Here is a 25,772-nt window from a genome sequence, read left to right on the forward strand (position 1 = left end):
AAATTAAGCGACAAGTGCCTATGCTTTAATAAGGATGACTCACAACTAAAAGTAGCGTTAGTCAACATTAAAAAATGCTGGGATATTTTTAATGCTCAAAAACAATAAAAGCCCAATTCTGGGCTTTTATCTTAAAATTAAATTTTACTTATTCAACAACTTGTCCACGACACCAAACTTTTTGAAAATGCTTGCTCGGCGTTTTGGATAAATACTGGCCTTATTTAAATCACCCTTGTAATGATCAAATACCCGCTTATCCATAATTTTAAACCACCACGACGGGATCATCGCTGGCAACAGCATACTTGCATAACCGCTTGGCAATTCAGGTGCTTCATCGAAGTGACGTAATGCTTGGAATGGGCGTGTCGGAAAGGCATGATGGTCTGAATGACGTTGTAACTGATATAAGAATAAATTAGTTACGATGTTGTTATTGTTCCAACTATGCTCAGGCATTGTGCGTTCATATTTGCCATTTTCATCTTTCTGGCGCAACAAACCATAATGCTCAATATAATTGATGATCTCAAACAACGTAATACTATAAGCTGACTGGGTTGCCAAATAAGGCAAAATACCTTTACCAAATAACCCGACCATGGATGAATGGAATGCTGCGGTCATTGTCCAACCTTGCAATAACTCATTATCTTTAGACCAGAATCCAAGGCCCTTACGTTTAAGACGGTTAGTTTCAATTTCAATCGCTGATTTAAATGAACCAATGACGGTACGTGGTAAAAACTCATAGAGCGTTTCACCCATTTGCGATGAGGCTGGATCTTCAGGCGTTGCAGCGCGTTTATGGTGTCCATAAGGATGTTCGATACGGAAATGGTTATAACCTGATGGAACCAATGCCAAATGCGATAAAATATGGTCCATACGGTCATGCTTATGGCTTAACTCATGTGCTGTGTTAATGGCAATACCATTAATTGCACCCATTGAGACACCTAGCAAAATCTTATCTAAAAGAGATGTTTGTTTACGTCCCACCAAATAACAAGCATATACATTGGCGACATATTGAATCGGAATAAAGGATTTAACCAAACGTGAATAATATGGATCTTGCTCAAGTAATTTTACATCTTCACTGGTCGGATTGTTTTTATCCTTACCAATCAATGAATCTATGGCTGGAATAATCACATGCAGTACCAGTGGCCCACCCAATGCAAAAACTTTTTTCAGTGGCTTAGGTGCAACATGATATCCCGCTAAAATTCCTAACCCAATCACTGGAAGTGATGGACTAATCATCCAAAGATAACGCTTTTTATCAAGTGCCAAACCTGACTTTGGTTTTAATTGTTGCAATTGCTGCTCTGTCAGTTGAACTGGTGCATTCATGGCTATATCTTCCCTATCTTTCTACTTAGTTATATATTTATGTAAAATTCAACTTAAAGACAGTTGTAAGCGTCCATAAAACCTATGAAAAAGTCTTTGGCATCTTCAACATAGAGTTTGTCCTTTGCGCACATGTTTTAATAGCATGAAACATTTTTATTATTTGAGAACAGGAAATTTGAACTGAATCTATGGATGCTTTAAGTAAAATTTTTGATGATATTCATCTCAACCATTCAGAATATATTTACCTTCAAGCACAAGGTGATTGGTCATTTCAGAGCCCAAAACAAGATGCCGTGATCGCACATATAGTTCTGTATGGAAATGCTTATTTAGAATTTTCACCCAAAATGACTGTTGCACTACAAACCGGCGATATGTTTTTAATCCCAGCAGGATTAGCACACACGGTAAAAAATCATTTAGACACGCAGTTAGTTGAAAGCCTCAATATAGAATCACTATTTGATGGATTAAGACAAGACGCAATCGAATTTGGTCAAGGAAGCTCAGAAAAGACCCTTATCCTTTCTGTACGATGCCATATGAATGCAATCATGGCTCGTCCATTGATCAATGCACTGCCACCTTATTTGCATATTCAAAATGCCTTGAGTGATGAGGCACCTGAATGGCTTAAAATTGGATTATATTTTGTTTCTGCTGAAACACGTAGAACCATGGCAGGTAAAAATAAAATTATGGACCACGTCGTCAGTATTTTGATGATTGAGTGTGTACGTGACTATATTGAGCAAATGCAAGATCACAATAACTGGTTAAATGCCCTTGTACATCCAGAACTTTCAAATGCACTTGCAGCTATTCACAGCCGTCCAGAACAGAGCTGGACCGTAGAAAGCTTAGCAGAAACCTGTTGTATGTCGCGTTCTAAATTTGCCAGTTTATTTAATCAAATTATTGGGGAAACACCTTTAGCCTACTTGCAACAACATCGCTTACGTCTTGCCAGCCAGCTAATCAAACAGGGACAACTGCCTATTCAGCAGATTGCACACCAAGTGGGATATTCATCTGAAACTGCATTTAGCCAGGCGTTTAAGAAACAATTTGAACTTAGCCCCAGCCAATATCGCAATCAGATCTAAAAAAGATTAGAGACATCCGCTAATCACATCTTACTGATATAGCTCCTGTACTCACGCTATATTTCATTTCACATAAAAAAAGCGCCGAGGCGCTTTTTTTATCAGAGAAGATCAATTATTTAATTTTTGCTTGTGCTTTTAAATAACGCGAATAATCATCTAATAATTGTTCACCACGGAACTTCTGATACATTTGCGTAAGTTGCTGAACTTCAGCAGGATCCATCTGAGCAGTATCTACTTTTTTCACATTCGCTACAGCCACAACAACTAACTCATTTGGCAGTTTCGCAGTGCTGACAGACCACATGCCTGCTTTAGGTACTGGCTGACTAAAGGCAACACGCTCAATCTCACGCTTAAGGCCTTTTGAACGAGTAAATGTTCCTGCATGGACAAAGTTAGACTGATATTTCGCAGTAACCTCTTGCGCTGGCAATTTTTTGAAATCCGCAATCATGGCATTTAATTTTGCATGCGCAGCATCAAACGCTTTTTGTTCAATCAATTGTGCTTTTACACGCGCAGTTGCTTGCGCTAAAGGCTGTACACCGGCTGGATGATACTTACGAACTTTAACCCAGACAACATCACCATTGGCAGTTTGGATATTACTTGATGCCGTCGTATTTCCGCTTTTCACATCATCATTAAACAGTTTAGATTTAACAGCAGGATCAGCAAGAACTGGATTGGTTGTCGTTAAATTCACATTATTTGCAGATTGAACTTGAACAGTCTTCACTGCTTGTGAAACCACATCCAATGCATCACTGTTGACCACTTGCTCATTTAAACTATTTACAGTGTCAGAGAAATAGTTAGCAGATTTATTCTTTAAAACTTCAGCAGTCAATTCAGCTTTTTTTGACTCAAACGATGGTACTGAATCTACTGGTGTATTCACTTCAATCAAATGATAACCGAATTGAGTTTTAACAGGCTTAGACACTTGACCATTGCTGGTTGAGTTGACAGCTTTATCAAAATCATCACCAAAGGCACCAGGCGCATAGGCAGCAAGTGCACCACCTTTCGCTTTAGAATCAGGGTCTTCTGAATATTGCGCAGCAGCTTGAGCAAATGATGTACCTGCCTGAATTTTTGCATACACTTCATTTGCAAGTGTAGCAGCTTGCTCAGGCGTACGAGAATCAGTCGTGATCAGAATATGTTTAACATCACGCTTCAAACTTTGCTTATATTTTTCTACAAACTGAGTATAAGCTTGTTGTAATTCAGCATCAGTCACTGCCGCATTTGGCTGTGTCAATGTCGCTGGGCTGAGCACCACATAGTCCACATCCACTGAAGCAACTTGTTTAAACTTATTTTGATGCTTGTTGTAATAATCCGCAATTTCCTGATTGGTCACTTTAACATTGGCTTTATAGTCATCAAGTTTAACGCTTGATAAGAATAATTCACGTTGTTCAGATTGCAAATTGGCAATTTGCTGGATATCCAATTTACTGATCAGTGCATTATCCGAAATTGTAGAGCTCAAAATGCTTAGGGCAAAATCTTGGCGAATATTTTGGATAAATGCTTGGCTAGTTAAACCCTGTGAACGTAAATAGTTTGCATATAGCGTATTTGAAAATTTACCATTTTCCTGAAAAGCAGGAATTTGTGCAATTTTCTGTTCAATTTGAGCATCGCTCAAAGTCACACCTAACTTATCCGCTTGTTGTCTTAAAAGACTTTGGCTAATTAGGTAATCAAGTGCTTTATTTGCAATAAATTCTTTGTTCAACAAAGACTCATCCCCATGTATAGCAGGATTTGCCAATAATTGATCTGTATAGCCTTTTGTAACCGTTTCTAACTCTTTTTTAGAAATATCTTGACCATTAACAGTTTTAGCTACGTCTGCTTTTTGCCCACCGCTGAAATAGCCTTCAATACCAACCACAGCAAATGGCGCTAAAAATAACACAAGGAGAACTTTACCAAACCAGCCCCTTATGAGAGTGCGAAACGATTCCATGAGTATTCCAATATTATATTTCGTAAGGATTCTAACTGAAATTGTGAAATGAATGAACGAGCAATCACTGATAATTTAATATATTTCATAAAAAACGCGCCACAAAGGCGCGCTTTTAACAAGCTCAGATTAAGCTACTGAGTCTTTTAAGCCTTTACCAGCTTTAAAGCTAGGTACTTTGCTTGCTTTAATCTGAAGCTCTTCACCAGTTTTAGGGTTACGACCAGTACGAGCAGCACGGTCTTTAACACTGAATGTGCCAAAGCCGACTAAAGTCACTGTGTCGCCTTTTTTAAGCGCTTCACCAATTGAAGCAATAGTCGCATCTAATGCTTTACCAGCATCGGACTTTGACAATCCCCCTTTTTCTGCAATCGCATCGATTAATTCTGATTTATTCATGAAGATTACGTCCTCTTATATCGTTCGTTTAAGTTCCAAGGCTGTAGATCAAAGGCCATGACGACTTTATAGCAATGCTTTGGGGGGAAACGCAAGACTCCAAACACGCTTTTCACAAAAATTACGACTAAAATTTACGATTTTTTTGGATTAATGGTAATTATTTCATTTTTTTTAGCAATTGGTCGCGTAAGTTTTGGTTCTCTTCAGCCAATGCATCGACCTTATTGTGGAGTTGCAGGATTAGGTTTTCCAAATGCTGAAGATCTTTAGCAGTCACTAAACCAATTCTGTTTAATGAATGATTTACACGCTGATCTAAAAGTTTTTCAACCTTGTCTTTGGTTTCTGCAACTGACTCTTTGGTTTTTTCAGTGACTTTATTGACTGTCTGATCTGTGACTTCAACTGTCTTAGATTCAAGCTCCTCACCCACCTTGACTAAAGAATCAAAGAGTTTATTGCCTTCTTCTTCAGCTCTGGAGAACGCTCCCAACCCTGCCAACCAGATTTGTTTTGTATATTTTCTGAAATCTAATGCTGACTTTTTATGATTTCTAGGCTTTATTTGAGATTCATCAAATTCATTTTGATCTTCATAAAGATCCGTTTGTTCTTTGTTGCTCTTTTTCATATCTTGCTCCATTTACCCCAAACTCCAGCGTGTAATGACCTATATGACCAAATTATGTAGAAAATATTGCTATATTATCAAATAAAACTATTGAACCTTTTGCTAAACTGTTCTACAAAGCAAAGTAATTGTTTTAATGTTAAGGAACACTTGGCAATTCGACAATGGTTATTAAGATAATTTTTATATCATTGTTGAAATATTGTGTTTCCAGTCATGGATGAGATTGTTTCAAATTTATTTAGAGATCGGACTCTCTGTTTTGCTATAGGAATTTTTTATGAATGAATCGCAACAAAAGCAAGGTCATTCTCGTTTGTTGCTAAACATTGTCATGATTATATTGGAAACCATTTATTCTTTTGTATTAAAACATGATCGTGTTGTTCGCTTACAGGCAAAAAAATTCGTCGGACAGCAGATTACAATTAAAATGAATAGTTATATTCCTTATTTTGACTTTTATGTTCAATTTACAGATCGTGGTATTCTTTTTGATTTACAGCCTCCAGAAAAAGCCATTGACCTTTCTGTGAGTAGCACACTCATCGATTTCATCCAAATTTTTGTCTTTGCTAATCGTCGTAGCATGAAAAAAATGCGTCTGGAAGGCGATAACCTGCTCAAGGAACAGTTCCGTGATCTGGTTGTACACTTAACTGCACCTAAATTGCTTTCAGACTGGAAGCAATGGTTAACCAATCCAGATGATGACAGCCAGACAAAAGCATCAAAAAAACGCATTGCCCCTTTGCTTGAAAAGATTGATCAGCAACGCTCTAAGATCAACACACTCCAAGTTGAAGTGAAACAATATCAAAATCGTGTTAAACGCTTGCAGCTCAACCAACAACGTTTATATACGGCTTTAGGCGTATTGGGCTTCCTATTTATGGCATTAGTCGTGTATAATCTTTGGCAAATATTTTCATAAAACTTGAACAAAAATTGAAATTTTCCAGTAATTTTTGTTCAAATAATAAATTCTGACTAAATTAGTCAGAATTAAACTTAAAAATACTTGACTATTTTAGTCAGGATTCATAAAATTCATACATCTAGTCTAAAACATGTGTATCGAATCATGCGCCTAACTACTCGCGGTCGCTATGCAGTGACTGCACTACTTGACTTAGCATTGCAGCCACCTGAACAAACGATTACGCTTGCAGAAATTGCAACCCGCCAAACGATATCTGTCGCTTATCTTGAACAATTGTTCGCTAAACTTAAACGTCATGGCTTAGTTTCAAGTGTTCGTGGAGCAAATGGCGGTTATCACTTAGCGCGCCATGCTGAAGAAATTACTGTCTTAGAAATTATTGAAGCTGTAAATGAAACCGTTGATGCGACTCGTTGTGACCACAAAGGCAACTGCCAAAATGGTGCAATGTGTTTAACTCACGATTTATGGCAAGAACTCTCTCTCCATATTGCCGATTATTTAGCTAAAATCACCCTTGCGGATTTAGTAGCTCGTGACAACGTACAAACCGTTGCGGTTCGCCAAAATTCAGCACCTCTTGATTCAGCCCTTTTATCGGTTACAGGTATTTGACATGAAACGTCCGATTTATCTTGACTATGCAGCAACTACGCCTGTTGATCCTCAAGTAGCAGAACGCATGATGGAGTGTTTAACCTTTGATGGTACATTCGGTAATGCTGCTTCTCGCTCACATGCTTATGGATGGCAAGCTGAAGAAAAAGTTGAATATGCACGTGAACAAGTCGCAAATTTAGTAAAAGCCGATCCACGCGAAATTGTCTGGACTTCTGGTGCTACTGAATCTGATAACCTTGCCCTTAAAGGTGTTGCTCAGTTTTACGGTTCTAAACGCAAACACATCATCACAAGTAAAATTGAACATAAAGCAATTTTAGATACTTGTCGTGAATTAGAAGAAGAAGGTTTTGAGATTACCTATCTTGAACCTGAACCTAAAACTGGTTTAATTACCCCAGAAATGGTTCAAGCTGAACTTCGTCCAGATACGTTACTTGTTTCATTGATGATGGTGAACAATGAAATTGGTACTGTGACAGATGTTGCTGCAATTGGTGAGTTAACACGTGCTAATAAAACATATTTCCATGTAGATGCTGCACAAGCTGCGGGTAAAGTGGAAATCGATCTTTCTACCATGAAAGTTGATTTGATGAGCTTCTCAGGTCATAAGGTTTATGGACCTAAAGGCATTGGTGCTTTATTTGTACGCCGTAGCCCACGTGTTCGTATCAAAGCACAAATTCATGGCGGTGGTCATGAACGTGGTATGCGCTCAGGTACACTTGCAACTCATCAAATCGTCGGTATGGGTGAAGCATTTGAACTTGCTGGCAAATCTTTACAGGCTGAACAAACTCGTTTACGTGTACTCCGTGACAAACTCTGGAACGGTTTACAAGATTTAGAACAAGTCTTCTTAAATGGCCACCCTGTATACAATGTTGCAAACTACTTAAATGTTAGCTTCAACTTTGTAGAAGGTGAATCATTGATGATGGCGTTAAAAGATGCTGCTGTATCTTCTGGTTCAGCATGTACATCTGCAACACTTGAACCTTCTTACGTACTTCGTGCCCTCGGTCTTTCTGACGAGTTAGCACATAGTTCAATTCGTTTTAGCTTTGGTCACTATACGACTGAAGAAGACATTGATCATGTAATTAAGATTACTAAAGCTGCTGTTGAGAAATTGCGTGAGCTTTCTCCGCTTTGGGATATGTACAAAGAAGGGATCGACTTAAATTCAGTTGAATGGGCTGAACACTAAGTTCCTTGAAATCAAAACGCGGCATTTTATTGAAAATCAGTAAAATGCCACCAAATTAGATTGTAGAAATACATATTATCAACGCTGACCCCGAGGTTTGGAGAAGCAACATGGCTTATAGCGAAAAAGTAATAGATCATTACGAAAATCCTCGTAATGTTGGTGTGTTGGATAAAAATGCAGAAAATGTTGGTACAGGTATGGTGGGTGCACCTGCATGTGGCGATGTAATGCGTTTACAAATCCAAGTGAATGACAGTGGTGTAATTGAAGAAGCTCGCTTTAAGACTTATGGCTGTGGCTCTGCAATTGCGTCTAGTTCACTCGTAACCGAATGGTTAAAAGGTAAAACGCTTGACGAAGCACAGGCGATTAAGAATATCGACATCGCAACTGAACTTGCACTTCCTCCTGTAAAAGTACACTGTTCTGTACTTGCAGAAGATGCAATTAAAGCTGCTGTTGAAGATTACCGTAGCAAGAAAACTAAAGCCTAATATCTGTTCGTCAAATTTAGCAGATGATTTTTTAACGGAGTTTTCATGATCAATCTAACTGAAAATGCTGCAACTCATATCAGCAATTACTTAAAGAATCGCGGTAAGGGTGAAGGTATTCGTCTTGGTGTGAAAACTTCAGGCTGTTCTGGCTTAGCTTATGTACTTGAGTTTGTTGATGATATCGACACTCATGATCAAATGTTCGAGCAGTTTGGTGTAAAAGTTTTTGTAGATCCAAAAAGTTTGGTTTATCTCGATGGTATGGAAATGGACTATGTTAAAAATGGTCTCAATGAAGGCTTCGAGTTTAATAACCCAAATAAAAAAGGTGAATGTGGCTGTGGTGAATCTTTCACTGTATAATCTGCCCTGCTTTTTCTCATGTTAAAACAGTGTCTTGCACTGTTTTAATCACATTTAATTACACCGTTTTCCTGTAAAACATCGTGGATGAGTATCTCCCATGAGTCATTTTGAGTTGTTCGATCTCCCGGAAGCACTCGATATTGATTTAGCGACATTAAAAGCTAATTTCCTAAAACTACAACAGCAATATCATCCTGATAAAGCTGAAGATAAAGACAAAGCTTTGATTAAATCAAGTGAAATTAATCAGGCATATAAAGCTTTATCCAATGTAGACAGTCGTGCTGCTTATCTACTTTCACTCAAAAAGCAAGATCATCACTTAGATCAATCAATTAGTGATTTTGAGTTCTTACAATCTGCTTTAGAAATTCGTGAGCAGCTTGATGAAGCAACCAATACTGAACAATTGCATTCTTTAAAAAAAGAAGTCCAACAATGGATTGATGGCTTAGTTCGTGAATTCAAAATTGATTTTGAGGATGAAGATTGGGCTGAAGCACGCGACACTGTGCGCAAGTTACGATTCTTCCAAAAAGTCATGAATGATATTGATAAAGCCGAAGATCAGCTTTTAGATGATGAAGATTTTAGTTTAGATGATGATTTCTAAATTTTAACTTTCATTATATGTTTTACCCGAATTTGTTTTTAGTTTTTATTTTAAGGATGTGACAAATGGCACTCTTGCAAATTGCTGAACCAGGACAATCAAGTGCGCCACATGAACACCGTATTGCGATTGGTATCGACTTAGGGACAACCCATTCTCTTGTTGCTACGGTATTATCAGGCAAAGCCAAAGTACTGAACGATGAGCAAGGTCGCGTGTTACTTCCTTCTATTGTACATTATTCTAAAAATTCAACCGAATATGGCGATGCAGCAAAACCGTTTATTACTGCTGACCCTAAAAATACCATTGTTTCTGTTAAGCGCTTTATGGGCCGTTCTAAAGCAGATGTTAAATTTCAACACCCTTACACGCTTGCCGGTGCTGATAATGAAATGCCAGCATTTGAAACAGCGCAAGGTCGTAAAACACCCGTAGAAATCTCCGCAGAAATTTTAAAACAACTGAAAAATCGCGCTGAACAAAGTTTAAGCAATCCGGTGAATGGCGCTGTGATTACGGTTCCAGCCTACTTTGATGAAGCGCAACGCCAAGCTACACGTGATGCAGCTGAACTCGCGGGTTTAAATATATTACGCTTACTCAATGAACCTACCGCTGCAGCTGTTGCATATGGTTTGGATCAAGAGAGCAACCTAACAACAGACCGTAACTATGTCATTTATGATTTAGGTGGCGGTACATTTGATGTATCTATTTTGCGTTTTTCTCAAGGTGTATTTGAAGTTTTAGCCACAGGCGGTCATACCGCACTAGGTGGCGATGACCTAGATCGCCTTATTGTGAAATGGGCAAAAAAACAACTCAATATTGAAATTTTAGATGATGCAGAATATGCGCACTTTATTGTTTCTGCGCGTAAAGCCAAAGAAGCACTCAGTGATGCAACCTCTGTTGATATTAAAGTTCTAACACATCATCTCACGCTAGATCGCACAACATTTGAAGAAATCATTCAAGTGGCATTAGATAAGACGATCAATGTATGTAAACGTGTCATGCGTGATGCAAAACTTGAACTCGATGATATTCAAAATGTAGTTCTTGTTGGTGGCTCAACCCGCTCTTATGCTGTACAAAAAGTCGTGCGTGAAGTATTTAAGCAAGAACCACTTTGTACCATCAATCCTGATGAAGTTGTGGCGATTGGCGCTGCGATCACTGCGAATCAGCTCATTGGAAATTCTAAAGATGGTTCATTACTGTTAGATGTTACCCCGCTGTCCCTTGGTCTAGAAACTATGGGCGGTTTGGTTGAACGTTTAATTTCACGCAATACAGCCATTCCTGTTGCACGCCGTCAAGAGTTCACCACCTATCAAGATGGTCAAACTGCCATGTTGATCCATGTCTTGCAAGGCGAACGCGACTTAGTTGAGCATTGCCGCAGCTTAGGTCGTTTTGTATTACATGGTATCCCACCAATGACCGCAGGCCAGGCACGTATTGAAGTCACTTTTCAGGTCGATGCAGATGGCCTGCTTACTGTTTCAGCCAAAGAAACCACATCAGGGGTCAATGCGCAAATCGACATTAAACCCTCTTATGGATTGTCTGAAACCGATACTGAACGTTTGCTTTTAGAAGGTTATAAATTCGCTGAAGAAGATAAAAATCTTCGTCATCTCAATGAAACTAAAGTTGAAGCACAGCGTGAACTTGAAGCCTTAACACAAGCATTAAAGGTTGACTCCAATCTGCTCAGTACTGAACAACTGACTGCACTGACCCATGCCGCTGAAGCTTTAAAAGCCCAGCTTGAAACAAACGATATCAAATCGATTGAGCATGCTGTTGAACAGTTAAAAACTTATAGCGATGCCTTTGCTGCAGAACGTATGAATCAACACATTGATCATGCACTCAAAGGCACCAAACTTGATGATTGGTCTAACTCAAACTAATTTAAGGTAACGACTATGCCACGTATTAAAGTACTACCTCATGCAACAATTTGTCCAAATGGTGCTGAGTTTGAAGTTGAACCAAACGCCAATCTGTGCCAAAGCTTGCTCGATAATGGTATTAAAATCGAACATGCCTGTGACATGTCTAAAGCATGTACCACTTGCCATGTGATTGTACGTAAAGGCTTTGATGAGCTCGAAGAGATGGATGATGTTGAAGCAGACTTACTTGATCGTGCTTGGGGCTTAGAACCCGATTCGCGTCTATCTTGCCAAGTTAAAATCACAGACGAAGATATGGAAGTTGAAATTCCAAAGTATACAATTAACCACGCTTCTGAAAACCACTAAATTGCTTTTCATGTAGGCAAAAAAACCACTCTTTATGAGTGGTTTTTTAATGTCTTGATAATTTTTAATGGCTTAGGTATTTAATTTAATATTTAAGGATTTTACAAATAATTTGAGTTGACTTCATCTTCAATATTAAGCTTTGCAACGCCTTGAGAGTTAGTAAGTTTTTGCTGAACCTTAATCCGTTCTACCATTTTTTCTAATACTTCAACCAGCTCTGGATATTCAAAGTTTTGCACTTCTTCTAAATTCAGCACCAAATGGAAGCCCTTATACTCATAATCAAACCATTGCTGATTTTCATTCTTGGTCGCTGAATATTTTTCCATCACTTGCCAAGTGCGCACCTTACCTTGAATTCCTTTCAGCTCAATCGGAGTTTTTGGTGCACAGAGATAATCATTTTTAATCAGCTTATAGGTTTCATCTGAAACCAAAATTTCATCGATATCCGCAGCATATTGCAAACGCGCTGCTAAATTGGCATCACGCCCCACAATGGTATACGCCATACGATGCACAGCACCATAGTTCCCAACGTGACAATAACCGGTACTTACCCCCATACGAATATGTAAAGGTGCATAGCCCATTTTCACCCAACGTTCACGGAGAAATTTCATCTGCTGGCGCATTGCAATGGACATATCAATACAGTTTTTCGCATCCTGCTCCACACCTTGTGAGTCAGGATCACCAAAGAAAATCAGGATTGCATCACCCATAAACTTATCAATGGTTGCACCATATTGTTTGGCAATTTCAGTCATATGACTTAAATAGTCATTTAATACAAAGGCCAAATCATCTGGAATCAATGTTTCTGATAATTCTGTAAACCCTTGAATATCAGAAAAGAAAACCGTCATTTTTTTACGTTTATATTCAATCTTGGCTTCTGTATCACCACGCATGATCGCTTGCCAAAGCTGTAATGGCGCATAACGACTGAGTTGATTTGATAACTCAATATAGCGATTCATTTCATTGAAATAGGTGTTTTTCTTGGTTTCTACACTTTTGATACGGCGATTTTGATAATAATTTCCGATGTTTACAAACAAAATGATGCTAATAAAAGACAGGACTGATAGCTCTGGGCTGGTTTGCTGAAAATAATCATAAAAACCAAAGATAAAAATAATATTGGTATAAAATACAACAAAGGCAACTAAAATTGCCAGAGAGCCCATCATAAATGAAATTTTGTTGTTAATCGCTGTATAGATCAGTGCAAATAACAACACAAAAGTAACCACGAGGCTTAGATGTACAGCAGCCAATGCGGTAGAAACTACGATGACATCAATTAAGAAATAGATGTTTTTCCGAATTTTAGAGCCATATGAATATTCTAGCCAGCGCGATAGCTTAGGGCTAACAATAAAAATAAAGCCTATAAAAAAAGGAACATAAAATTGATAATTTGCAATTGGGGAGGTGAAATAATAAACCATGACCACCAAAGCAATAATCAAATACCCCATAAATCGCTGGAATATCTCAAATTGCTTTGGCTCTTTATCTAACATACGTTCAAATGGCAAAATATTTTACCTCGAATGTCATTTTATTAAACACTTCCCTTGTGCTGTTTACACTTAATCCATACGCCAATCGAATGGCATCTCACCTTGACCACGTAACGCCAACATCAGAGTTTGACGCATGTGAGCTAATACTTCATTGCTATAAGGAACTGCTTGCAGGCCAAATACAGGTTTAGGCCAAGCTACATCATTCTGATAACGAACTACATGATGAAAATGTAATTGCGGAACCATATTTCCAAGTGCAGCGACATTCATTTTATCTGCACGAAAAACACGAGAAAGCTGACTAGACAACCAGCTTGATTCACGTAAAAACTGCTCTTGGTCAGCTTGACTTAGTTCATATAACTCAGTGATACCAGGAACACGTGGAATAAGAATCAGCCACGGGAATTGCATATCATTCATTAAACGACATGTTGAAAGCGGAAAATCGCCTACAAAAAAAGTATCTTGAGCAAGTTGTGGATGCAAACTAAACATATCTTTATAAATGACGCAAAATTAAAAGGATGGCTAATACTAACACATCGGTTTTCGTGTGAATATTGGTTATCTTGTGTTTTGGTACAAATAAACACAGTTTGTTTTGAACCTGATCACAATTACACTTTAAAGAATCACAGAATTTTTTCAAGTGATTTACCTGAAAAAATTCATAAGCACTTTTAATCTCAGATTGAGCATTTTTTAAGCTCAAAATCCTGATAAATTAACGCTTTAATTCTGTCAGTAAATTGTTTAACAAATCCTGAATAAACTGAATTCGCTTGTCATTTTCTTCAAGCATCACCATCACTTTTAAACGTTGTCCACCTTCCATACGGAACCAAGTTGGATGCTTCTGCATGAGTTGAATAATACTGATCGCTTGCACAGGTGTATCAGGTGAAAATTCGATCACCCCACCATTAGCCCCAATATCAATTTTGGTAATTTCTAAGGCTTCGGCCTTAACCCGAATTTGATGAACACTAAACAGTTGTTTTACTGGTAATGGCGGTACACCAAAGCGATCAATCAACTCCATACGGATGTTGTCAAGTTTATCCTGAGTATCGGTATTACTAATACGTTTATAGAACATAAGACGCTGATGTACATCTCCCAAATATTCATCTGGGATCAAAGCAGGCATATGCAGGGTAATTTCAGAAGTAAGTGAAAGTGGTGTATCAAAATTAGGGGTCTTGCCCTGTTGAATTGCTTTGGTCGCTTTGGCTAACATTTCCATATATAGGCTATAACCAATTGCATTCATTGAACCGCTTTGTTGTTCACCCAGTAATTCACCAGCCCCACGGATCTCTAAGTCTTCCGTAGCCAGCATAAAACCAGCGCCAAGATTTGAAGCTCTCTGAATGGCATCTAAACGTTTTTCTGCATCACCTTTAAGGCCTTTAATCGATGGCACCATCAAATATGCATAGGCTTGATGATGGGAACGTCCAACACGACCACGTAATTGATGTAATTGTGCTAGGCCGAGTTTGTCTGCACGTTCAATAATAATCGTATTGGCATTGGGAACATCAATTCCCGTTTCAATAATCGTTGAACAGACCAGCACATTAAATTCTTTGTGATAGAACTGTTGCATGATTTGCTCAAGTTCACGTTCACGCATTTGACCATGTGCAACCGCGACACGTGCCTCTGGTACAAGTTGACGAATATTTTCCGCAGCACGTTCTATGGTATCTACTTCATTGTGCAAGATATAAACCTGACCACCACGTAACAACTCTCGCAGAATTGCCTCTTTCATAGTTTCATTGGTTTGTTCATTGACAAAAGTCTTGACGGCTAAACGACGTGCAGGCGGTGTAGCAATAATTGAAAGATCGCGCATTCCGCCAAAAGCCATATTCAAGGTACGAGGAATTGGTGTTGCAGTTAAGGTTAACATATCAACATCTGCACGCATGGCTTTGATACGCTCTTTATCACGTACCCCAAAACGATGTTCTTCATCGACAATCATTAAACCTAAGTTTTTAAACTGCACATTTTCCTGAAGAATTTTATGTGTGCCGATGACAATATCGACTTTACCATCGATTAAATCTTCAATAATTTTGGTATGACTTTTATTGGTTCCAAAACGCGAAAGTACCTCTATACGAATTGGCCAATCGGCAAAGCGATCTTTAAATGATTCAAAATGCTGTTGCGCCAATAAGGTGGTAGGTACTAAGACAGCCACTTGCCTATTATTTTGAACAGCAACAAATGCCGCGCGCATCGCCACTTCCGTTTTACCAAAGCCAACATCACCACAAACCAGTCGATCCATTGGTTTGGCTTGTTGCATATCATATAGAGTCGCTTTGATGGCATTTTCCTGATCCAGTGTTTCCTCATAAGCAAAACCACTGGAAAATTGCATATATGCACTTTGATCCAGCTCAAAGCTAATCCCAGGTTTAGACTGACGACGTGCTTGAATATGTAATAATTCAGCTGCCACATCATGAATCTGTTCAAGTGCTTTACGTTTTGCTTTATTCCATGCATCTGTACCCAATTTATGTAATGGCGCTAAATCAGGATCACCACCACTAAAACGGCTAATCAGGTGTAGATTGGTCACAGGAACATACACTTTTGCATCATCTGCATAGTTTAATTGCAGAAACTCATAGTCTTGTTCATCAATATTTAAGGTGACTAAGCCTGCATAACGCCCAACACCATGATCAATATGCACCACTGGCGCACCAATATTGAGTTCCGTCAGACTTCGGATCAAAAACTCTTCTGAAACCTCTTGTTGACGTTTTCTACGGCGCTGTACTACACGGTGTTCATACAGTTGGTTTTCAGAAATAACCGATAGATCATTGCTGATGACCAATCCACGATCCAAAGGCGCATTGGTAATCGCCACAGAGAAATTAGATTGTTGAAATACAGCAAAACTTTCAACAACTGGAATTTCACCTAAACTTGCACGTAAAGCATCTTTTAAAGTTTCACGACGTCCAGCACTTTCAGCCACCAGTAATACAGGATGATTGGCCTCGTCCACATATTGTTTAACTGCTTTAAATGGCTGGTCTTGTTTAGGATCTACAGGCAATCGTGGCGGCAATTCAACCGACAAATTGATACAGCCTGCTTTTAATTCAATGGCTTCTGTTGAGGCAATAATTCTTGAAAACTGATTTAAATACTCGAATAGTTGATTCGGTTGTATAAAAATTTCTTCAGGTGGTAATAGCGGTTGATCAGCATTATGGCGTCGGTCTTCGTAACGACGCATCACATCTGTCCAAAAACTCAACAATCCTTCATCAATGTGTTTATCTGTAATGACAATCGCATTGCTTGGTAAGTACGATACCAAACAACTTTGTGTTTGCATGGCTTGTTGTGAAAAGAATAATGGGAAGTAGAAATCTAATCCTGGAGAAGCAATGCCTTCTAACACATCTTGATAAATAGGGTTTTTCTTGGGATTTGCAGTTGGAAAACTTTCTGCATAACGATCACGAAATGTTGAACGCGCTTCTTTTAACGGAAATTCTTTTGCAGGAAGTACGGTAAAACGTTCTAACTTTGTTGTTGTTCTTTGGGTTTCAGGGTCAAAGAATTTTAAACTGTCTATTTCATCATCAAATAAATCAATACGAATAGGTGCATTTTGCCCAGAAGCATAAATGTCCATGATGCTACCACGTACCGCAAATTCCCCATGATCATAAACGGTATCAACCAGATGATAACCTGCCTGAACTAATTTTAATTTTTGTTGTTCTAATTCAAATTTCTGACCAACGCGGATATCAAAATGCTCACCCAACACCCATGATATAGGGGCAACACGTTGTGCCAAGGTGGTTGCAGAGACTAATAAAATACCTTTTTGTGGCATATTGGAAAGTATTGACAGTCTTTCAGAGACAATATCTTGGTGCGGAGATAAACGATCATATGGCAATATCTCCCAATCTGGAAATATTGTTGGTTTTACTCCATAAAATTCTAATTCACTTTCCAACTGTCCCAAGTGCTGATTATTTTTTGCAACCAATACAAAGAGCTGATCCGATTTCTCTGCGATCTCCTTAAACAATAAGGCTGCAGATGAACCAAGCATTGTGCCAATCCAACGTTTTTCGCCTGCTTTCAGTTGTTTTAAATTGAGGTCAGAGATTTCTTGTTTAAACATAATCGCATAGGGTCTAAAAGACATGAGCAATAGTTTAACATGATGACTTTATTCAGTTGAGTGATTTTGTTTATTCTATTTATCTGCGCAGTGACTCAACAGCAGTATTTTCTTCATCAGGATAGAATTCACATCAACCTCAAGACAAACTCACAGGATCATAGACCTGTGGAAGCTCTTGCAAATGAATTGAGAATAGTCATTTGTATAACAGAGAAAAAACTAAGCAACATCACACATTATTCTTTGGTGAAATATTCTGATTCCACTAAATGTTATCCATGCCTTAAGTTGATTTATTTTTCTCGTTTAAACGCTTTATAATAATCATTGAGTTTTCGAATAATTTCTTTAAATTGTTTTAAATTTTCTTCTGTATTGCCAAGCCTTTGCACATAGTTGTTTGTCGCGATTTCTAAATCAATCTTTTCATTGATCAAAATTGTTTTATAGAACAAAGCCTTTAAATCATCAAAATTATTGAGTTTTCGGTTAGAAAAGTATTCCAGCCGTTCAGATAACTCACGATTTAAAACAATACCATCTACTATAAAACCATGCTCAGCATCAATTTGAATATTATTTTCTTGTAGAAAAACTTGTTCAGGACCATTTTTATTGCCCTTAAATAATGCTGTAATTTTATCAAACATCATTAAAACTCAATTAAATCAGAGATTCATCATAACAAAGATGACAAAGTTTCGCAGTAAAAGGCCGTTTTAAAACGACCATTTACCTGAACATAAACCATCAGCGTTATTCGTCACCTAAATCATCTAAGAAATCGACAGTAGGCACAAAGAATAAGGTTCCTGTCACTGCTGTACTAAAATCTAATAAACGATCTAAATTACCCTCTTCATCACCTTGAAACATATGCTCTAACATTTGTCGGGTCACACTAAATTTGCGTGCATAACCAATAAAGAAGGTGCCATATTCATTTTTAGATGGATTTGAAAACGGCATATTTGCACGCATGATTTTAATTTCATTGCCATCCGCATCATGCGCCTTACTCACTACATTGTGTGCTGTTTTAGGCTTTACATCATCACTCAGTTCAACATCATTAAACTTTTTACGTCCGATGACTTTTTCTTGTTCTTCATCACTGAGCGCACGCCACTTGTCCATATCATGCATATATTTTTGAATAAATGCATAGCTGCCACCTTTAAAGTCTGGATCTTCATCACCCACCAGTGCATATTCAGCTGCAATTTCAGGCTCTGGGTTTTCTGTCCCATCGACAAAGCCAATAATCGCTCTACCGTCAAAATATCGAAAACCATTCACTTCATCCACTGGATAACTTACGGCTTTTAATTGCGTATTGATCATATCTGCCATTTCAAAACACAACGCTTGACGATCAGCACGAATATGGAAAAACAAATCACCTTCTGTTGAAACAGCCGTATATTTTGGCCCTTTAATTTCTTTAAACTGTTCTAATTCTTGTGGTTTAGCCTGATCAGGAAATAAACGCTCCCACGCATTTGCCCCAAATCCCATAACCGCACTAAATTGTGCATCTGGATAACGGTTGGTTAAACTACGTGTTAATGCTGAAAAATTTGCTGCAAAATCGATTACTGTATCTATTACTTCAGCCCCAAGCCTTAATCCTAAAACAATAAATAAGGCATTTTCCCCTGGACGATTCATAACAGGTTGAATTCGAGTTGAAGTCATAATTTATCTCAAAATATTCTATTGGTTACAATCTAACATAGGCTGTTTTAAAGCTTAAGTTTTTATCGTTAACAATCCACTAATTCACAATATTTATATGGATAGAAATGTTGCGAAAAATGATTAAAGCAATCAGTTTTGACTTATTTGTTCAGACACCTCTATTGTCATTATTTTTAAAATTACTTTGAGTAATAAGCATAAATTTTAAAACAACTGTTTTTTTCATCAAACACAATATTCAAACGCTGCAACAAAGTACGAAATTGATCTGTTTGATCTAAAATCAAATCACTGATCAATCTTCCTCTCGGTTTGCTTAGCATAGGCTTTACAATTAAATATTCAATTGCAATAAATACAGGCATAGCATCGTGATAGAAAGGATGCCAATCACCCAAATACCACGGAATTTTCTTCACAAATTGATCTTCAGCTTGTAGATCTTTATTTTCAGTCACCAATTTGACAATAAATGCAGGTGGAAAATCCAAGTCTGTCATTGCATGCAGAAGTTTGAGCCATTTTGAATCACTCATACAAGATACCAACTGCCGTTGATGCACGACCTGCTGAATTTTCAAAATATACTTTATATAGCCTTGGTCAGTCTTTAAAGTATTTATATGATTTCGATATTCAAGATAATTTTCTTGTAAACCCACATTTATCCTTCAATTAAAAGCACCTATGTTAGGTGCTTTTAACACATAGAGTTAACCATATTGTTTCTGTAAATAACGTACGATTGCTGCTGACTCAAAGAGTTTTTCACCTGTATTTGGATCTTCTAAATAAGGCACTTGAATATCTTGCTTTGCACGCGCCATAACAGGAATAATTTTTTCACGTTTGCCACCGACCAAAGGAACATATTTACCAGGTTTTAAACGTAAAACTGCTGGGCCTAGATCTTGCCAACACTCTTTAGCCACATTATGAAAGATAAATGGAATTTCTAATTCAGTTAACACAGCACGCACAACTCGTGTATATGGACTTGCTTCAAACCCCCATAATTCCAATAATTGCGCTGGACTTGCACGATCAACAATTTTTTTATTTACCCAAACCCCACGTGCACCATTAATAATAGTTCCCACCATGGCTACAGTTGGGTATTTAGGATAATGAAAATATTTCTTTGGTGTTTTGCCAGTTTTACCATAATGTTTAAATAAGTAATCAACAATCTTTTTCGATTCGTACATTGCTGTTCCCGTATTTTCATCAATGAAATACGGAAAACGCAATTTTCCACCTTTTTCTTTTACAACCTGACGATATTTGGTCCCACCTTTAGGGCATGGATAGACTTCATAATCCAAATTGAGCAAGGTCATTACTTCTCGTACACGGCGGCAAAATGGTGAACCCTCAAACTCATATAACTTTAAAGCCTTTTCTGGCTGGTTTGGAAACGGAGTTCCTGTTACACCACGGCCTCCCTCAGTCAGTGATGAAGCCAAAGCTTGTACAACTTTAATTTGATGATGCACCATTTTATACCCCCTAGACGATTGTTTTCGCTTAAATAAAGCTTTTTATAAATCCACTAATTTTTCTTTTGAAACCACAATGCCATTGTTATCTGCATAGATATATTCACCAGAATTGAAAGTGACACTACCAAAATACACAGGAATATCGACCTCACCTATGCCTTTACGATTGCTTTTTTGTGGAATTGAAGCCAATGCATGGACACCTAGATCAAGTTCAACTAGCGCATCTACATCACGTACACAGCCGTAAATCACTACACCATTCCAGTGATGCTTAACCGCTGACTCTGCAATCATGTCACCCATCAAGGCACAACGCATGGATGCTCCACCATCGACAACCAAAACCTTGCCAGTTCCATCTGTAGCAAGTAACTCTTTCACTCGTGAGTTATCTTCAAAACACTTGACTGTCACGATTTGACCACCAAAGGTTTTACGAGCCCCATAACTTCTAAAAAATTTGCCATCTAGAGATGGAATCAAGGTTTGAATGTCTTGGTCTGGGTGATCATCTAATAAATCACAAGTTACAAAAGGTACTGTAGTCACGTTATCACTCCATTATTTGCTATTTTGTATACGCAAATTATCATAAATTTCAATTTTTTGAGTTTGTGTTTGAGCAGCCTCGACCATAGTATGAGCGACTTGTTGTGCTGTCACTGGCTTATATTTAAAAGAATTGGGTACCAAATGCGAAAATTTGCCATACAACTTTTGCGTTACATCTTCCAAGAATCGCTTTTCATTTCGATCACCAAGGAGTAACGATGGGCGAATAATTGAAAAACGATATAAATTCAACTTTTGTATATAGTCCTCAAGTTCACCTTTCACTTGATTATAAAAAATTGGCGAGCTGGCTTTTGCCCCCATCGCACTGACTAAAAGTAAATGGGTTTCAGTCATTTCAAATAAATCTGCAAAATGTGCATTGATCTCAAAATCAATATTATAGAAAGCTTCTTTAGAACCTGCCTTTTTAATAGTCGTTCCCAAACAACTGAATGCATGGGTGTAACCGCTGACATCTTGATCATTGAGTAGAAGGAAGTCATCCAATACAAATTGTTCAACTTTTTTAAATTTTGAAAAGTCGGGATTTTCTCGTCGCACAACAACTGTAATTTTTTCACAATCAGTCAATAAATCGAGCTGTTCAATGAGACGCTGCCCCACTAAACCTGTTGCTCCAATCACAATCGCATTTTTTATCGAATTAGTCATTTTTTAAACAATCTCCTAGATTTATTACTAATCTAACGTTTTATTTCAAATTTTTCTTCAACAAAAATGTTGTCAAAGCATGTCAACACTTGACTTTACTGGCCTCTTTAATCACAATATGGCACTTGTTTACGGGCTGGTGATAATCCTCTGATGTGGTTTTCAGATGTGGTTTCAGCCCGCCCAGACCCATCTAATTCAAGGAGTGCACGAGTGGCAAACTCTGCTCAAGCAAAAAAACGTGCTCGTCAAAACGTTAAAGCACGTAAACACAACGCAAGCTTGCGTTCAATGGTACGTACTTATATCAAACGCACAATCGCTGCTATCGCTACTGGTGAATATGCTGCCGCAACTGAAGCTTATAAAGCTGCAGTTCCAGTTATTGACCGTATGGCGGATAAAGGTATCATCCATAAAAACAAAGCTGCTCGTCACAAGAGCCGCTTGAATGCACAAGTTAAAGCGTTAGCTAACTAATTTTTGCATGTGAAAAGAGCCCTTTAAAGGGCTTTTTTTGTAGCTAAAATTTGACTATAGCGCTTTAAAATCAGAAAACATCAAAACTTATCTACCACCTCATCAATATTTCTCAGTAGATAGATAAGTAAGAGTTCTAAACTATAAAAATAATTACTTTGCTAAATGAGAAATTAAGACTGTTGCAGTGGATAAAATACCTTCCTGACGACCAGTAAAGCCCAATTTCTCTGTGGTTGTTGCTTTAACACTAATTTGAGTCACATCAACATCTAACACATCTGCAATACTTTGACGCATTTCCAAATTGTGTTTGGCTAATTTAGGCCGTTCACATGCCACAGTAATATCAGCATTATTTAATTTATAACCACGGTCTAAAATTAATTGATAAACATGTTTTAAGAGCTTACGGCTATCCGCACCTTTAAATTCAGCATCTGTGTCTGGGAAATGCTGTCCAATATCCCCTAAAGCCAATGCACCCAATAAAGCATCACATAATGCGTGTAATACGACATCACCATCAGAATGTGCTTTTAAACCATGGGTATGTGGAATTTGAACGCCTGCCAAAGTTACAAAATCACCTTCTTCAAAAGCATGTACATCCATTCCCTGCCCAATACGAATCGGTATGATCATTCTTAGCTCCTTTTGCAGTTTTTAAAATTTAAAAATCTTGTATTCGTACTTTCTCTTTCGCTATAGTACGTATGCAAACATTGTGAAAGTATAAGCGATCATGCTGTTGAATACAGAATTTAATCAAATTAAAACACTCTTGTCTGGTCTCATTTTGAGCTGTATCAGTACATCAGCAGTTTACGCCCTGCCTCTTGACTGTAAGCACCAAGATTCATCACTTTTAAAAAAGTTATGTGGTTCGCAGTATAGTGAACTACGCGCTCAATTAAATGAGAGCTATCTCACTGCATATCTGGTGACAGATGCACCAATACGCTTAATCAATGATACACATCGTTTGTGGCTCAACCGTTTAAGTCAATGTAAAAGCAACGATTGTTTTAAACAACAGTTCGATATTCGCCTAGAAGACTTAAATTTTTACACCTCAATGAATCAAAGTTTAACCCAACATTTCATTAAATATGAACATGGTAAAATTTCGAAGCAACCCGCCCATTTACAAATCCATCAACTGACTAAAGATCGGATTAAAGTTGAAGGCATCGCCTACCGAAATCCCAATAACCGTAAAGATAGTCAAATTGTCTCATTGTTGGCTTACACCACGCCTGAAAAAAAGAATCAAATTTTAGACAATGAACATGACTGTAAATATGTGCTTAATTTCCAAAAAGCAATTTTGTCTGTGACGACAACACAAAAAGGCTGTGAGCGCTTTACTGGAATTTACCGTTTATATGATTAAGATTTATCATTAAATTTGGCAAAATCATGAGTATAAAATTAGCGTTAAGTGAAGAAAGATTAAAAATATTATCTGAATGCATGCAGAATTATGATGTGGGTGCTGATACAGATGAATGGCCTAACAATATCATTTCGCGCTTTACCAGCGTTTATAATGATGGGTCTATTTCAAAGCACAATATCCCATTGCAGCATGAAATTGATCCCGATGAATTAAAACTTTGTCAAAAATTAAGCACTGAAATCGCCAATATCATGGCAAATATTGAAGTTGGCATGGGTTCAAACTCGGGTGATTATTTTCAAGATTTTTATATCATGCATCCACAAAACTCAGCTAGCCAAAAAATTACGCCTCAACTGATTCAACAATACTTTGCCAATACTATTTTTCCTTTGGCGAACATTACGACTGAACCGCTTACAACCAATACACAGTGGTGGGAAGAAGTAGAACAAGATGGTGAAGAATCTCCGGCAGAATATTTTCAGCCTTGGCACAAGATGATGGATTGGTTTGCAGCACAACACGATTTTATCGACTGTGCATTTGTTCGGATTGGTGACTCAGCACTTTTAGAACAAATCAATTCGGATGATTACCCAAAAGGAACAATCATTACAGGTTGTGTCTTACCTCGACTTGCATTGGGCTTAACCCAGAATAGCAGCTTGGTTGGAATCTTTGGATATGTTGTACAGAGTTAAGATCTAACACCCCCAGAGCTAAATTAGAAATAAAATAAGGTATAAACATGACTCAACTGTTAATTTTAGACCAAATCTCACAACACCTTGATCAAACTTCTTTTGGCGGTCTTCCTGTTAAAACGATTGGATTATAGGTTGAATGGTTGTTTGATTGCCCTCAGGGTAAAACTGCTAAATTTCTATGGCAATGCTAGCCTCCACCATGGATATATCTAATGGATAAAAAAGTTATTTCCAAACTATTACAACATCAATTTTATCCCATTTTAAAAGCACAAGGCTTTATAAAAAAAGGCGATGTATTTAGGCAGGTTGAGGGAGAAGTTATTCGAATCGTCGATATACAACACTCCATTAAAAGACATTGTTTCCAAGTTAATCTCGGTATTCATCTTATCCCATTAGGTGAATATGTTATGCGATGTACAGGTAAAGCTTTAGATATTGAAAAAATGCGTGATTATGATTGTGCATGGCGTAGTTCGATCCTACCTTATTTAATCAATGATCATGACAACGATTGGTCATATACCTCAAATGAACAAGATGCTAATGAAATGGTGCAATTTCTAGTATCTGAGTGGAATCGTCAAAGCCAAAATTTCTTTAATGAATTGGCACATTGGCCTGAAGATTTTCTCAAGAAAGCGCATCAGGCCTGTATAAATCCCTTACATCCCACACATATGTGTACCCTATGCTATGTAGCTGGTGCTGCTGGTGATTTACAATTGGCCAAGAGACTCGCTGAGATTGCAATTGAAGCGGTTCCTGAACGAGCCACCTCATTAAAAGAACGATTAGCATCATTTATCCAAGATCCAAGTTCGGCAATTCCGCAAATTATAGATGAATGACGAAATGAAGCTGTCAAATGCGCTATTCACCAAATTGAAATATTTGTTATATTTTCTAACAACTTTCACGATCCGATTTAAAGTTTTACGCTTTATTTCCTGACTTAATTAACTTATAAATAACT

At 37.8% G+C, this 25,772-nt stretch carries 27 protein-coding genes; 13 read left to right on the forward strand and 14 right to left on the reverse strand.

Annotated features, from left to right (window positions below; translation table 11 throughout):
• Positions 1–144: 144 nt before the first annotated feature.
• Entirely contained in the window at positions 145–1,362 is a 1,218-nt protein-coding gene (locus tag AC07WY_RS02485; RefSeq protein ID WP_096734064.1) for an alkane 1-monooxygenase, read from the reverse strand.
• A gap of 191 nt (positions 1,363–1,553) precedes the next feature.
• Here AC07WY_RS02485 and AC07WY_RS02490 point away from each other — a divergent pair, with 191 nt between their 5' ends.
• Positions 1,554–2,474, forward strand: coding sequence for an AraC family transcriptional regulator (locus AC07WY_RS02490; protein WP_004720615.1), 921 nt, complete (start codon positions 1,554–1,556; stop codon positions 2,472–2,474).
• Positions 2,475–2,589: 115 nt separating this feature from the next.
• On the opposite strand, the gene AC07WY_RS02495 is transcribed toward AC07WY_RS02490, so the two are convergent.
• The 3 genes from AC07WY_RS02495 to AC07WY_RS02505 form a co-directional block, all read right to left on the reverse strand.
• A complete protein-coding gene (locus tag AC07WY_RS02495; protein WP_262086003.1) occupies positions 2,590–4,464 on the reverse strand; it encodes a SurA N-terminal domain-containing protein in 1,875 nt (624 codons plus the stop codon).
• A 129-nt stretch (positions 4,465–4,593) separates the two neighbouring features.
• Complete coding sequence (locus tag AC07WY_RS02500) at positions 4,594–4,866, reverse strand: HU family DNA-binding protein (protein ID WP_004720620.1); 273 nt, start codon at positions 4,864–4,866, stop codon at positions 4,594–4,596.
• Positions 4,867–5,026: 160 nt separating this feature from the next.
• Positions 5,027–5,512, reverse strand: a complete 486-nt coding sequence (locus tag AC07WY_RS02505; RefSeq protein ID WP_004821389.1) for a phasin family protein — start codon at positions 5,510–5,512, stop codon at positions 5,027–5,029.
• A gap of 268 nt (positions 5,513–5,780) precedes the next feature.
• Between AC07WY_RS02505 and AC07WY_RS02510 the strand changes: the two genes are divergently transcribed.
• The 8 genes from AC07WY_RS02510 (at position 5,781) to fdx (ending at position 12,035) form a co-directional block, all read left to right on the forward strand.
• Positions 5,781–6,434 carry a hypothetical protein gene (locus tag AC07WY_RS02510; protein WP_004720623.1) on the forward strand — a complete coding sequence of 218 codons (654 nt, stop codon included), beginning with the start codon at positions 5,781–5,783 and terminating at the stop codon, positions 6,432–6,434.
• Between the two features lie 150 nt (positions 6,435–6,584).
• Positions 6,585–7,058: an Rrf2 family transcriptional regulator gene (locus AC07WY_RS02515; RefSeq protein WP_004720625.1), complete on the forward strand. Its 474-nt coding sequence runs from the start codon at positions 6,585–6,587 to the stop codon at positions 7,056–7,058.
• A 1-nt stretch (position 7,059) separates the two neighbouring features.
• Positions 7,060–8,277 carry an IscS subfamily cysteine desulfurase gene (locus AC07WY_RS02520; protein ID WP_004720627.1) on the forward strand — a complete coding sequence of 406 codons (1,218 nt, stop codon included), beginning with the start codon at positions 7,060–7,062 and terminating at the stop codon, positions 8,275–8,277.
• Positions 8,278–8,387: 110 nt separating this feature from the next.
• Positions 8,388–8,774 (forward strand): Fe-S cluster assembly scaffold IscU, encoded by a 387-nt coding sequence (iscU, locus tag AC07WY_RS02525; RefSeq protein WP_004720629.1) that lies wholly within the window; start codon positions 8,388–8,390, stop codon positions 8,772–8,774.
• A gap of 45 nt (positions 8,775–8,819) precedes the next feature.
• Positions 8,820–9,140, forward strand: coding sequence for an iron-sulfur cluster assembly protein IscA (gene iscA / locus AC07WY_RS02530; RefSeq protein ID WP_034610390.1), 321 nt, complete (start codon positions 8,820–8,822; stop codon positions 9,138–9,140).
• Between the two features lie 100 nt (positions 9,141–9,240).
• Positions 9,241–9,756 carry a Fe-S protein assembly co-chaperone HscB gene (gene hscB, locus AC07WY_RS02535; RefSeq protein ID WP_004720634.1) on the forward strand — a complete coding sequence of 172 codons (516 nt, stop codon included), beginning with the start codon at positions 9,241–9,243 and terminating at the stop codon, positions 9,754–9,756.
• Between the two features lie 65 nt (positions 9,757–9,821).
• Positions 9,822–11,681 carry a Fe-S protein assembly chaperone HscA gene (gene hscA / locus AC07WY_RS02540; protein ID WP_494735658.1) on the forward strand — a complete coding sequence of 620 codons (1,860 nt, stop codon included), beginning with the start codon at positions 9,822–9,824 and terminating at the stop codon, positions 11,679–11,681.
• 15 nt (positions 11,682–11,696) lie between these two features.
• Positions 11,697–12,035: an ISC system 2Fe-2S type ferredoxin gene (gene fdx, locus AC07WY_RS02545; RefSeq protein WP_004821379.1), complete on the forward strand. Its 339-nt coding sequence runs from the start codon at positions 11,697–11,699 to the stop codon at positions 12,033–12,035.
• A 101-nt stretch (positions 12,036–12,136) separates the two neighbouring features.
• On the opposite strand, the gene AC07WY_RS02550 is transcribed toward fdx, so the two are convergent.
• The 9 genes from AC07WY_RS02550 to AC07WY_RS02590 all read right to left on the reverse strand — a co-directional run bounded on the left by AC07WY_RS02550 (position 12,137) and on the right by AC07WY_RS02590 (position 22,201).
• Positions 12,137–13,585 carry an adenylate/guanylate cyclase domain-containing protein gene (locus tag AC07WY_RS02550; protein ID WP_004720640.1) on the reverse strand — a complete coding sequence of 483 codons (1,449 nt, stop codon included), beginning with the start codon at positions 13,583–13,585 and terminating at the stop codon, positions 12,137–12,139.
• A gap of 54 nt (positions 13,586–13,639) precedes the next feature.
• Entirely contained in the window at positions 13,640–14,074 is a 435-nt protein-coding gene (locus AC07WY_RS02555) for an HIT domain-containing protein (protein ID WP_004720642.1), read from the reverse strand.
• 229 nt (positions 14,075–14,303) lie between these two features.
• Positions 14,304–17,765 (reverse strand): transcription-repair coupling factor, encoded by a 3,462-nt coding sequence (gene mfd / locus AC07WY_RS02560; protein ID WP_494735921.1) that lies wholly within the window; start codon positions 17,763–17,765, stop codon positions 14,304–14,306.
• A gap of 296 nt (positions 17,766–18,061) precedes the next feature.
• A complete protein-coding gene (locus AC07WY_RS02565) occupies positions 18,062–18,418 on the reverse strand; it encodes a hypothetical protein (protein ID WP_244015908.1) in 357 nt (118 codons plus the stop codon).
• Positions 18,419–18,524: 106 nt separating this feature from the next.
• Positions 18,525–19,466: a Dyp-type peroxidase gene (locus tag AC07WY_RS02570; RefSeq protein WP_004720648.1), complete on the reverse strand. Its 942-nt coding sequence runs from the start codon at positions 19,464–19,466 to the stop codon at positions 18,525–18,527.
• A 182-nt stretch (positions 19,467–19,648) separates the two neighbouring features.
• Positions 19,649–20,131, reverse strand: a complete 483-nt coding sequence (locus AC07WY_RS02575; protein ID WP_494735659.1) for a DUF6678 family protein — start codon at positions 20,129–20,131, stop codon at positions 19,649–19,651.
• Between the two features lie 51 nt (positions 20,132–20,182).
• Positions 20,183–20,968, reverse strand: coding sequence for a glutathione S-transferase N-terminal domain-containing protein (locus tag AC07WY_RS02580; RefSeq protein ID WP_494735660.1), 786 nt, complete (start codon positions 20,966–20,968; stop codon positions 20,183–20,185).
• 42 nt (positions 20,969–21,010) lie between these two features.
• Complete coding sequence (gene rraA, locus AC07WY_RS02585) at positions 21,011–21,523, reverse strand: ribonuclease E activity regulator RraA (RefSeq protein ID WP_004720654.1); 513 nt, start codon at positions 21,521–21,523, stop codon at positions 21,011–21,013.
• A gap of 12 nt (positions 21,524–21,535) precedes the next feature.
• On the reverse strand, positions 21,536–22,201 hold the full coding sequence (locus tag AC07WY_RS02590) for a Rossmann-fold NAD(P)-binding domain-containing protein (protein ID WP_494735661.1): 666 nt from the start codon (positions 22,199–22,201) through the stop codon (positions 21,536–21,538).
• A 213-nt stretch (positions 22,202–22,414) separates the two neighbouring features.
• Between AC07WY_RS02590 and rpsT the strand changes: the two genes are divergently transcribed.
• Positions 22,415–22,681 carry a 30S ribosomal protein S20 gene (gene rpsT / locus AC07WY_RS02595; RefSeq protein WP_004720657.1) on the forward strand — a complete coding sequence of 89 codons (267 nt, stop codon included), beginning with the start codon at positions 22,415–22,417 and terminating at the stop codon, positions 22,679–22,681.
• A 153-nt stretch (positions 22,682–22,834) separates the two neighbouring features.
• On the opposite strand, the gene ispF is transcribed toward rpsT, so the two are convergent.
• Positions 22,835–23,326, reverse strand: a complete 492-nt coding sequence (gene ispF / locus AC07WY_RS02600; protein WP_004720660.1) for a 2-C-methyl-D-erythritol 2,4-cyclodiphosphate synthase — start codon at positions 23,324–23,326, stop codon at positions 22,835–22,837.
• 100 nt (positions 23,327–23,426) lie between these two features.
• Here ispF and AC07WY_RS02605 point away from each other — a divergent pair, with 100 nt between their 5' ends.
• The 3 genes from AC07WY_RS02605 (at position 23,427) to AC07WY_RS02615 (ending at position 25,647) form a co-directional block, all read left to right on the forward strand.
• Positions 23,427–24,077, forward strand: a complete 651-nt coding sequence (locus AC07WY_RS02605) for an A1S_1983 family putative colistin resistance protein (RefSeq protein ID WP_004720662.1) — start codon at positions 23,427–23,429, stop codon at positions 24,075–24,077.
• Between the two features lie 26 nt (positions 24,078–24,103).
• On the forward strand, positions 24,104–24,787 hold the full coding sequence (locus AC07WY_RS02610) for a hypothetical protein (protein ID WP_494735662.1): 684 nt from the start codon (positions 24,104–24,106) through the stop codon (positions 24,785–24,787).
• Between the two features lie 218 nt (positions 24,788–25,005).
• Positions 25,006–25,647, forward strand: a complete 642-nt coding sequence (locus AC07WY_RS02615; RefSeq protein ID WP_494735663.1) for a DUF4304 domain-containing protein — start codon at positions 25,006–25,008, stop codon at positions 25,645–25,647.
• Positions 25,648–25,772 lie beyond the last annotated feature (125 nt).

Source organism: Acinetobacter sp. GW821-FHT01C12 (assembly GCF_059422625.1).

Bases quoted from the DNA above. Each gene is read 5' to 3' on its own strand.
- AC07WY_RS02485 (WP_096734064.1), bottom strand. From the start codon at position 1,362: ATGAATGCACCAGTTCAACTGACAGAGCAGCAATTGCAACAATTAAAA.
- AC07WY_RS02490 (WP_004720615.1), top strand. From the start codon at position 1,554: ATGGATGCTTTAAGTAAAATTTTTGATGATATTCATCTCAACCATTCA.
- AC07WY_RS02495 (WP_262086003.1), bottom strand. From the start codon at position 4,464: ATGGAATCGTTTCGCACTCTCATAAGGGGCTGGTTTGGTAAAGTTCTC.
- AC07WY_RS02500 (WP_004720620.1), bottom strand. From the start codon at position 4,866: ATGAATAAATCAGAATTAATCGATGCGATTGCAGAAAAAGGGGGATTG.
- AC07WY_RS02505 (WP_004821389.1), bottom strand. From the start codon at position 5,512: ATGGAGCAAGATATGAAAAAGAGCAACAAAGAACAAACGGATCTTTAT.
- AC07WY_RS02510 (WP_004720623.1), top strand. From the start codon at position 5,781: ATGAATGAATCGCAACAAAAGCAAGGTCATTCTCGTTTGTTGCTAAAC.
- AC07WY_RS02515 (WP_004720625.1), top strand. From the start codon at position 6,585: ATGCGCCTAACTACTCGCGGTCGCTATGCAGTGACTGCACTACTTGAC.
- AC07WY_RS02520 (WP_004720627.1), top strand. From the start codon at position 7,060: ATGAAACGTCCGATTTATCTTGACTATGCAGCAACTACGCCTGTTGAT.
- iscU (WP_004720629.1), top strand. From the start codon at position 8,388: ATGGCTTATAGCGAAAAAGTAATAGATCATTACGAAAATCCTCGTAAT.
- iscA (WP_034610390.1), top strand. From the start codon at position 8,820: ATGATCAATCTAACTGAAAATGCTGCAACTCATATCAGCAATTACTTA.
- hscB (WP_004720634.1), top strand. From the start codon at position 9,241: ATGAGTCATTTTGAGTTGTTCGATCTCCCGGAAGCACTCGATATTGAT.
- hscA (WP_494735658.1), top strand. From the start codon at position 9,822: ATGGCACTCTTGCAAATTGCTGAACCAGGACAATCAAGTGCGCCACAT.
- fdx (WP_004821379.1), top strand. From the start codon at position 11,697: ATGCCACGTATTAAAGTACTACCTCATGCAACAATTTGTCCAAATGGT.
- AC07WY_RS02555 (WP_004720642.1), bottom strand. From the start codon at position 14,074: ATGTTTAGTTTGCATCCACAACTTGCTCAAGATACTTTTTTTGTAGGC.
- mfd (WP_494735921.1), bottom strand. From the start codon at position 17,765: ATGTTTAAACAAGAAATCTCTGACCTCAATTTAAAACAACTGAAAGCA.
- AC07WY_RS02565 (WP_244015908.1), bottom strand. From the start codon at position 18,418: ATGTTTGATAAAATTACAGCATTATTTAAGGGCAATAAAAATGGTCCT.
- AC07WY_RS02570 (WP_004720648.1), bottom strand. From the start codon at position 19,466: ATGACTTCAACTCGAATTCAACCTGTTATGAATCGTCCAGGGGAAAAT.
- AC07WY_RS02580 (WP_494735660.1), bottom strand. From the start codon at position 20,968: ATGGTGCATCATCAAATTAAAGTTGTACAAGCTTTGGCTTCATCACTG.
- AC07WY_RS02590 (WP_494735661.1), bottom strand. From the start codon at position 22,201: ATGACTAATTCGATAAAAAATGCGATTGTGATTGGAGCAACAGGTTTA.
- ispF (WP_004720660.1), bottom strand. From the start codon at position 23,326: ATGATCATACCGATTCGTATTGGGCAGGGAATGGATGTACATGCTTTT.
- AC07WY_RS02605 (WP_004720662.1), top strand. From the start codon at position 23,427: ATGCTGTTGAATACAGAATTTAATCAAATTAAAACACTCTTGTCTGGT.
- AC07WY_RS02610 (WP_494735662.1), top strand. From the start codon at position 24,104: ATGAGTATAAAATTAGCGTTAAGTGAAGAAAGATTAAAAATATTATCT.
- AC07WY_RS02615 (WP_494735663.1), top strand. From the start codon at position 25,006: ATGGATAAAAAAGTTATTTCCAAACTATTACAACATCAATTTTATCCC.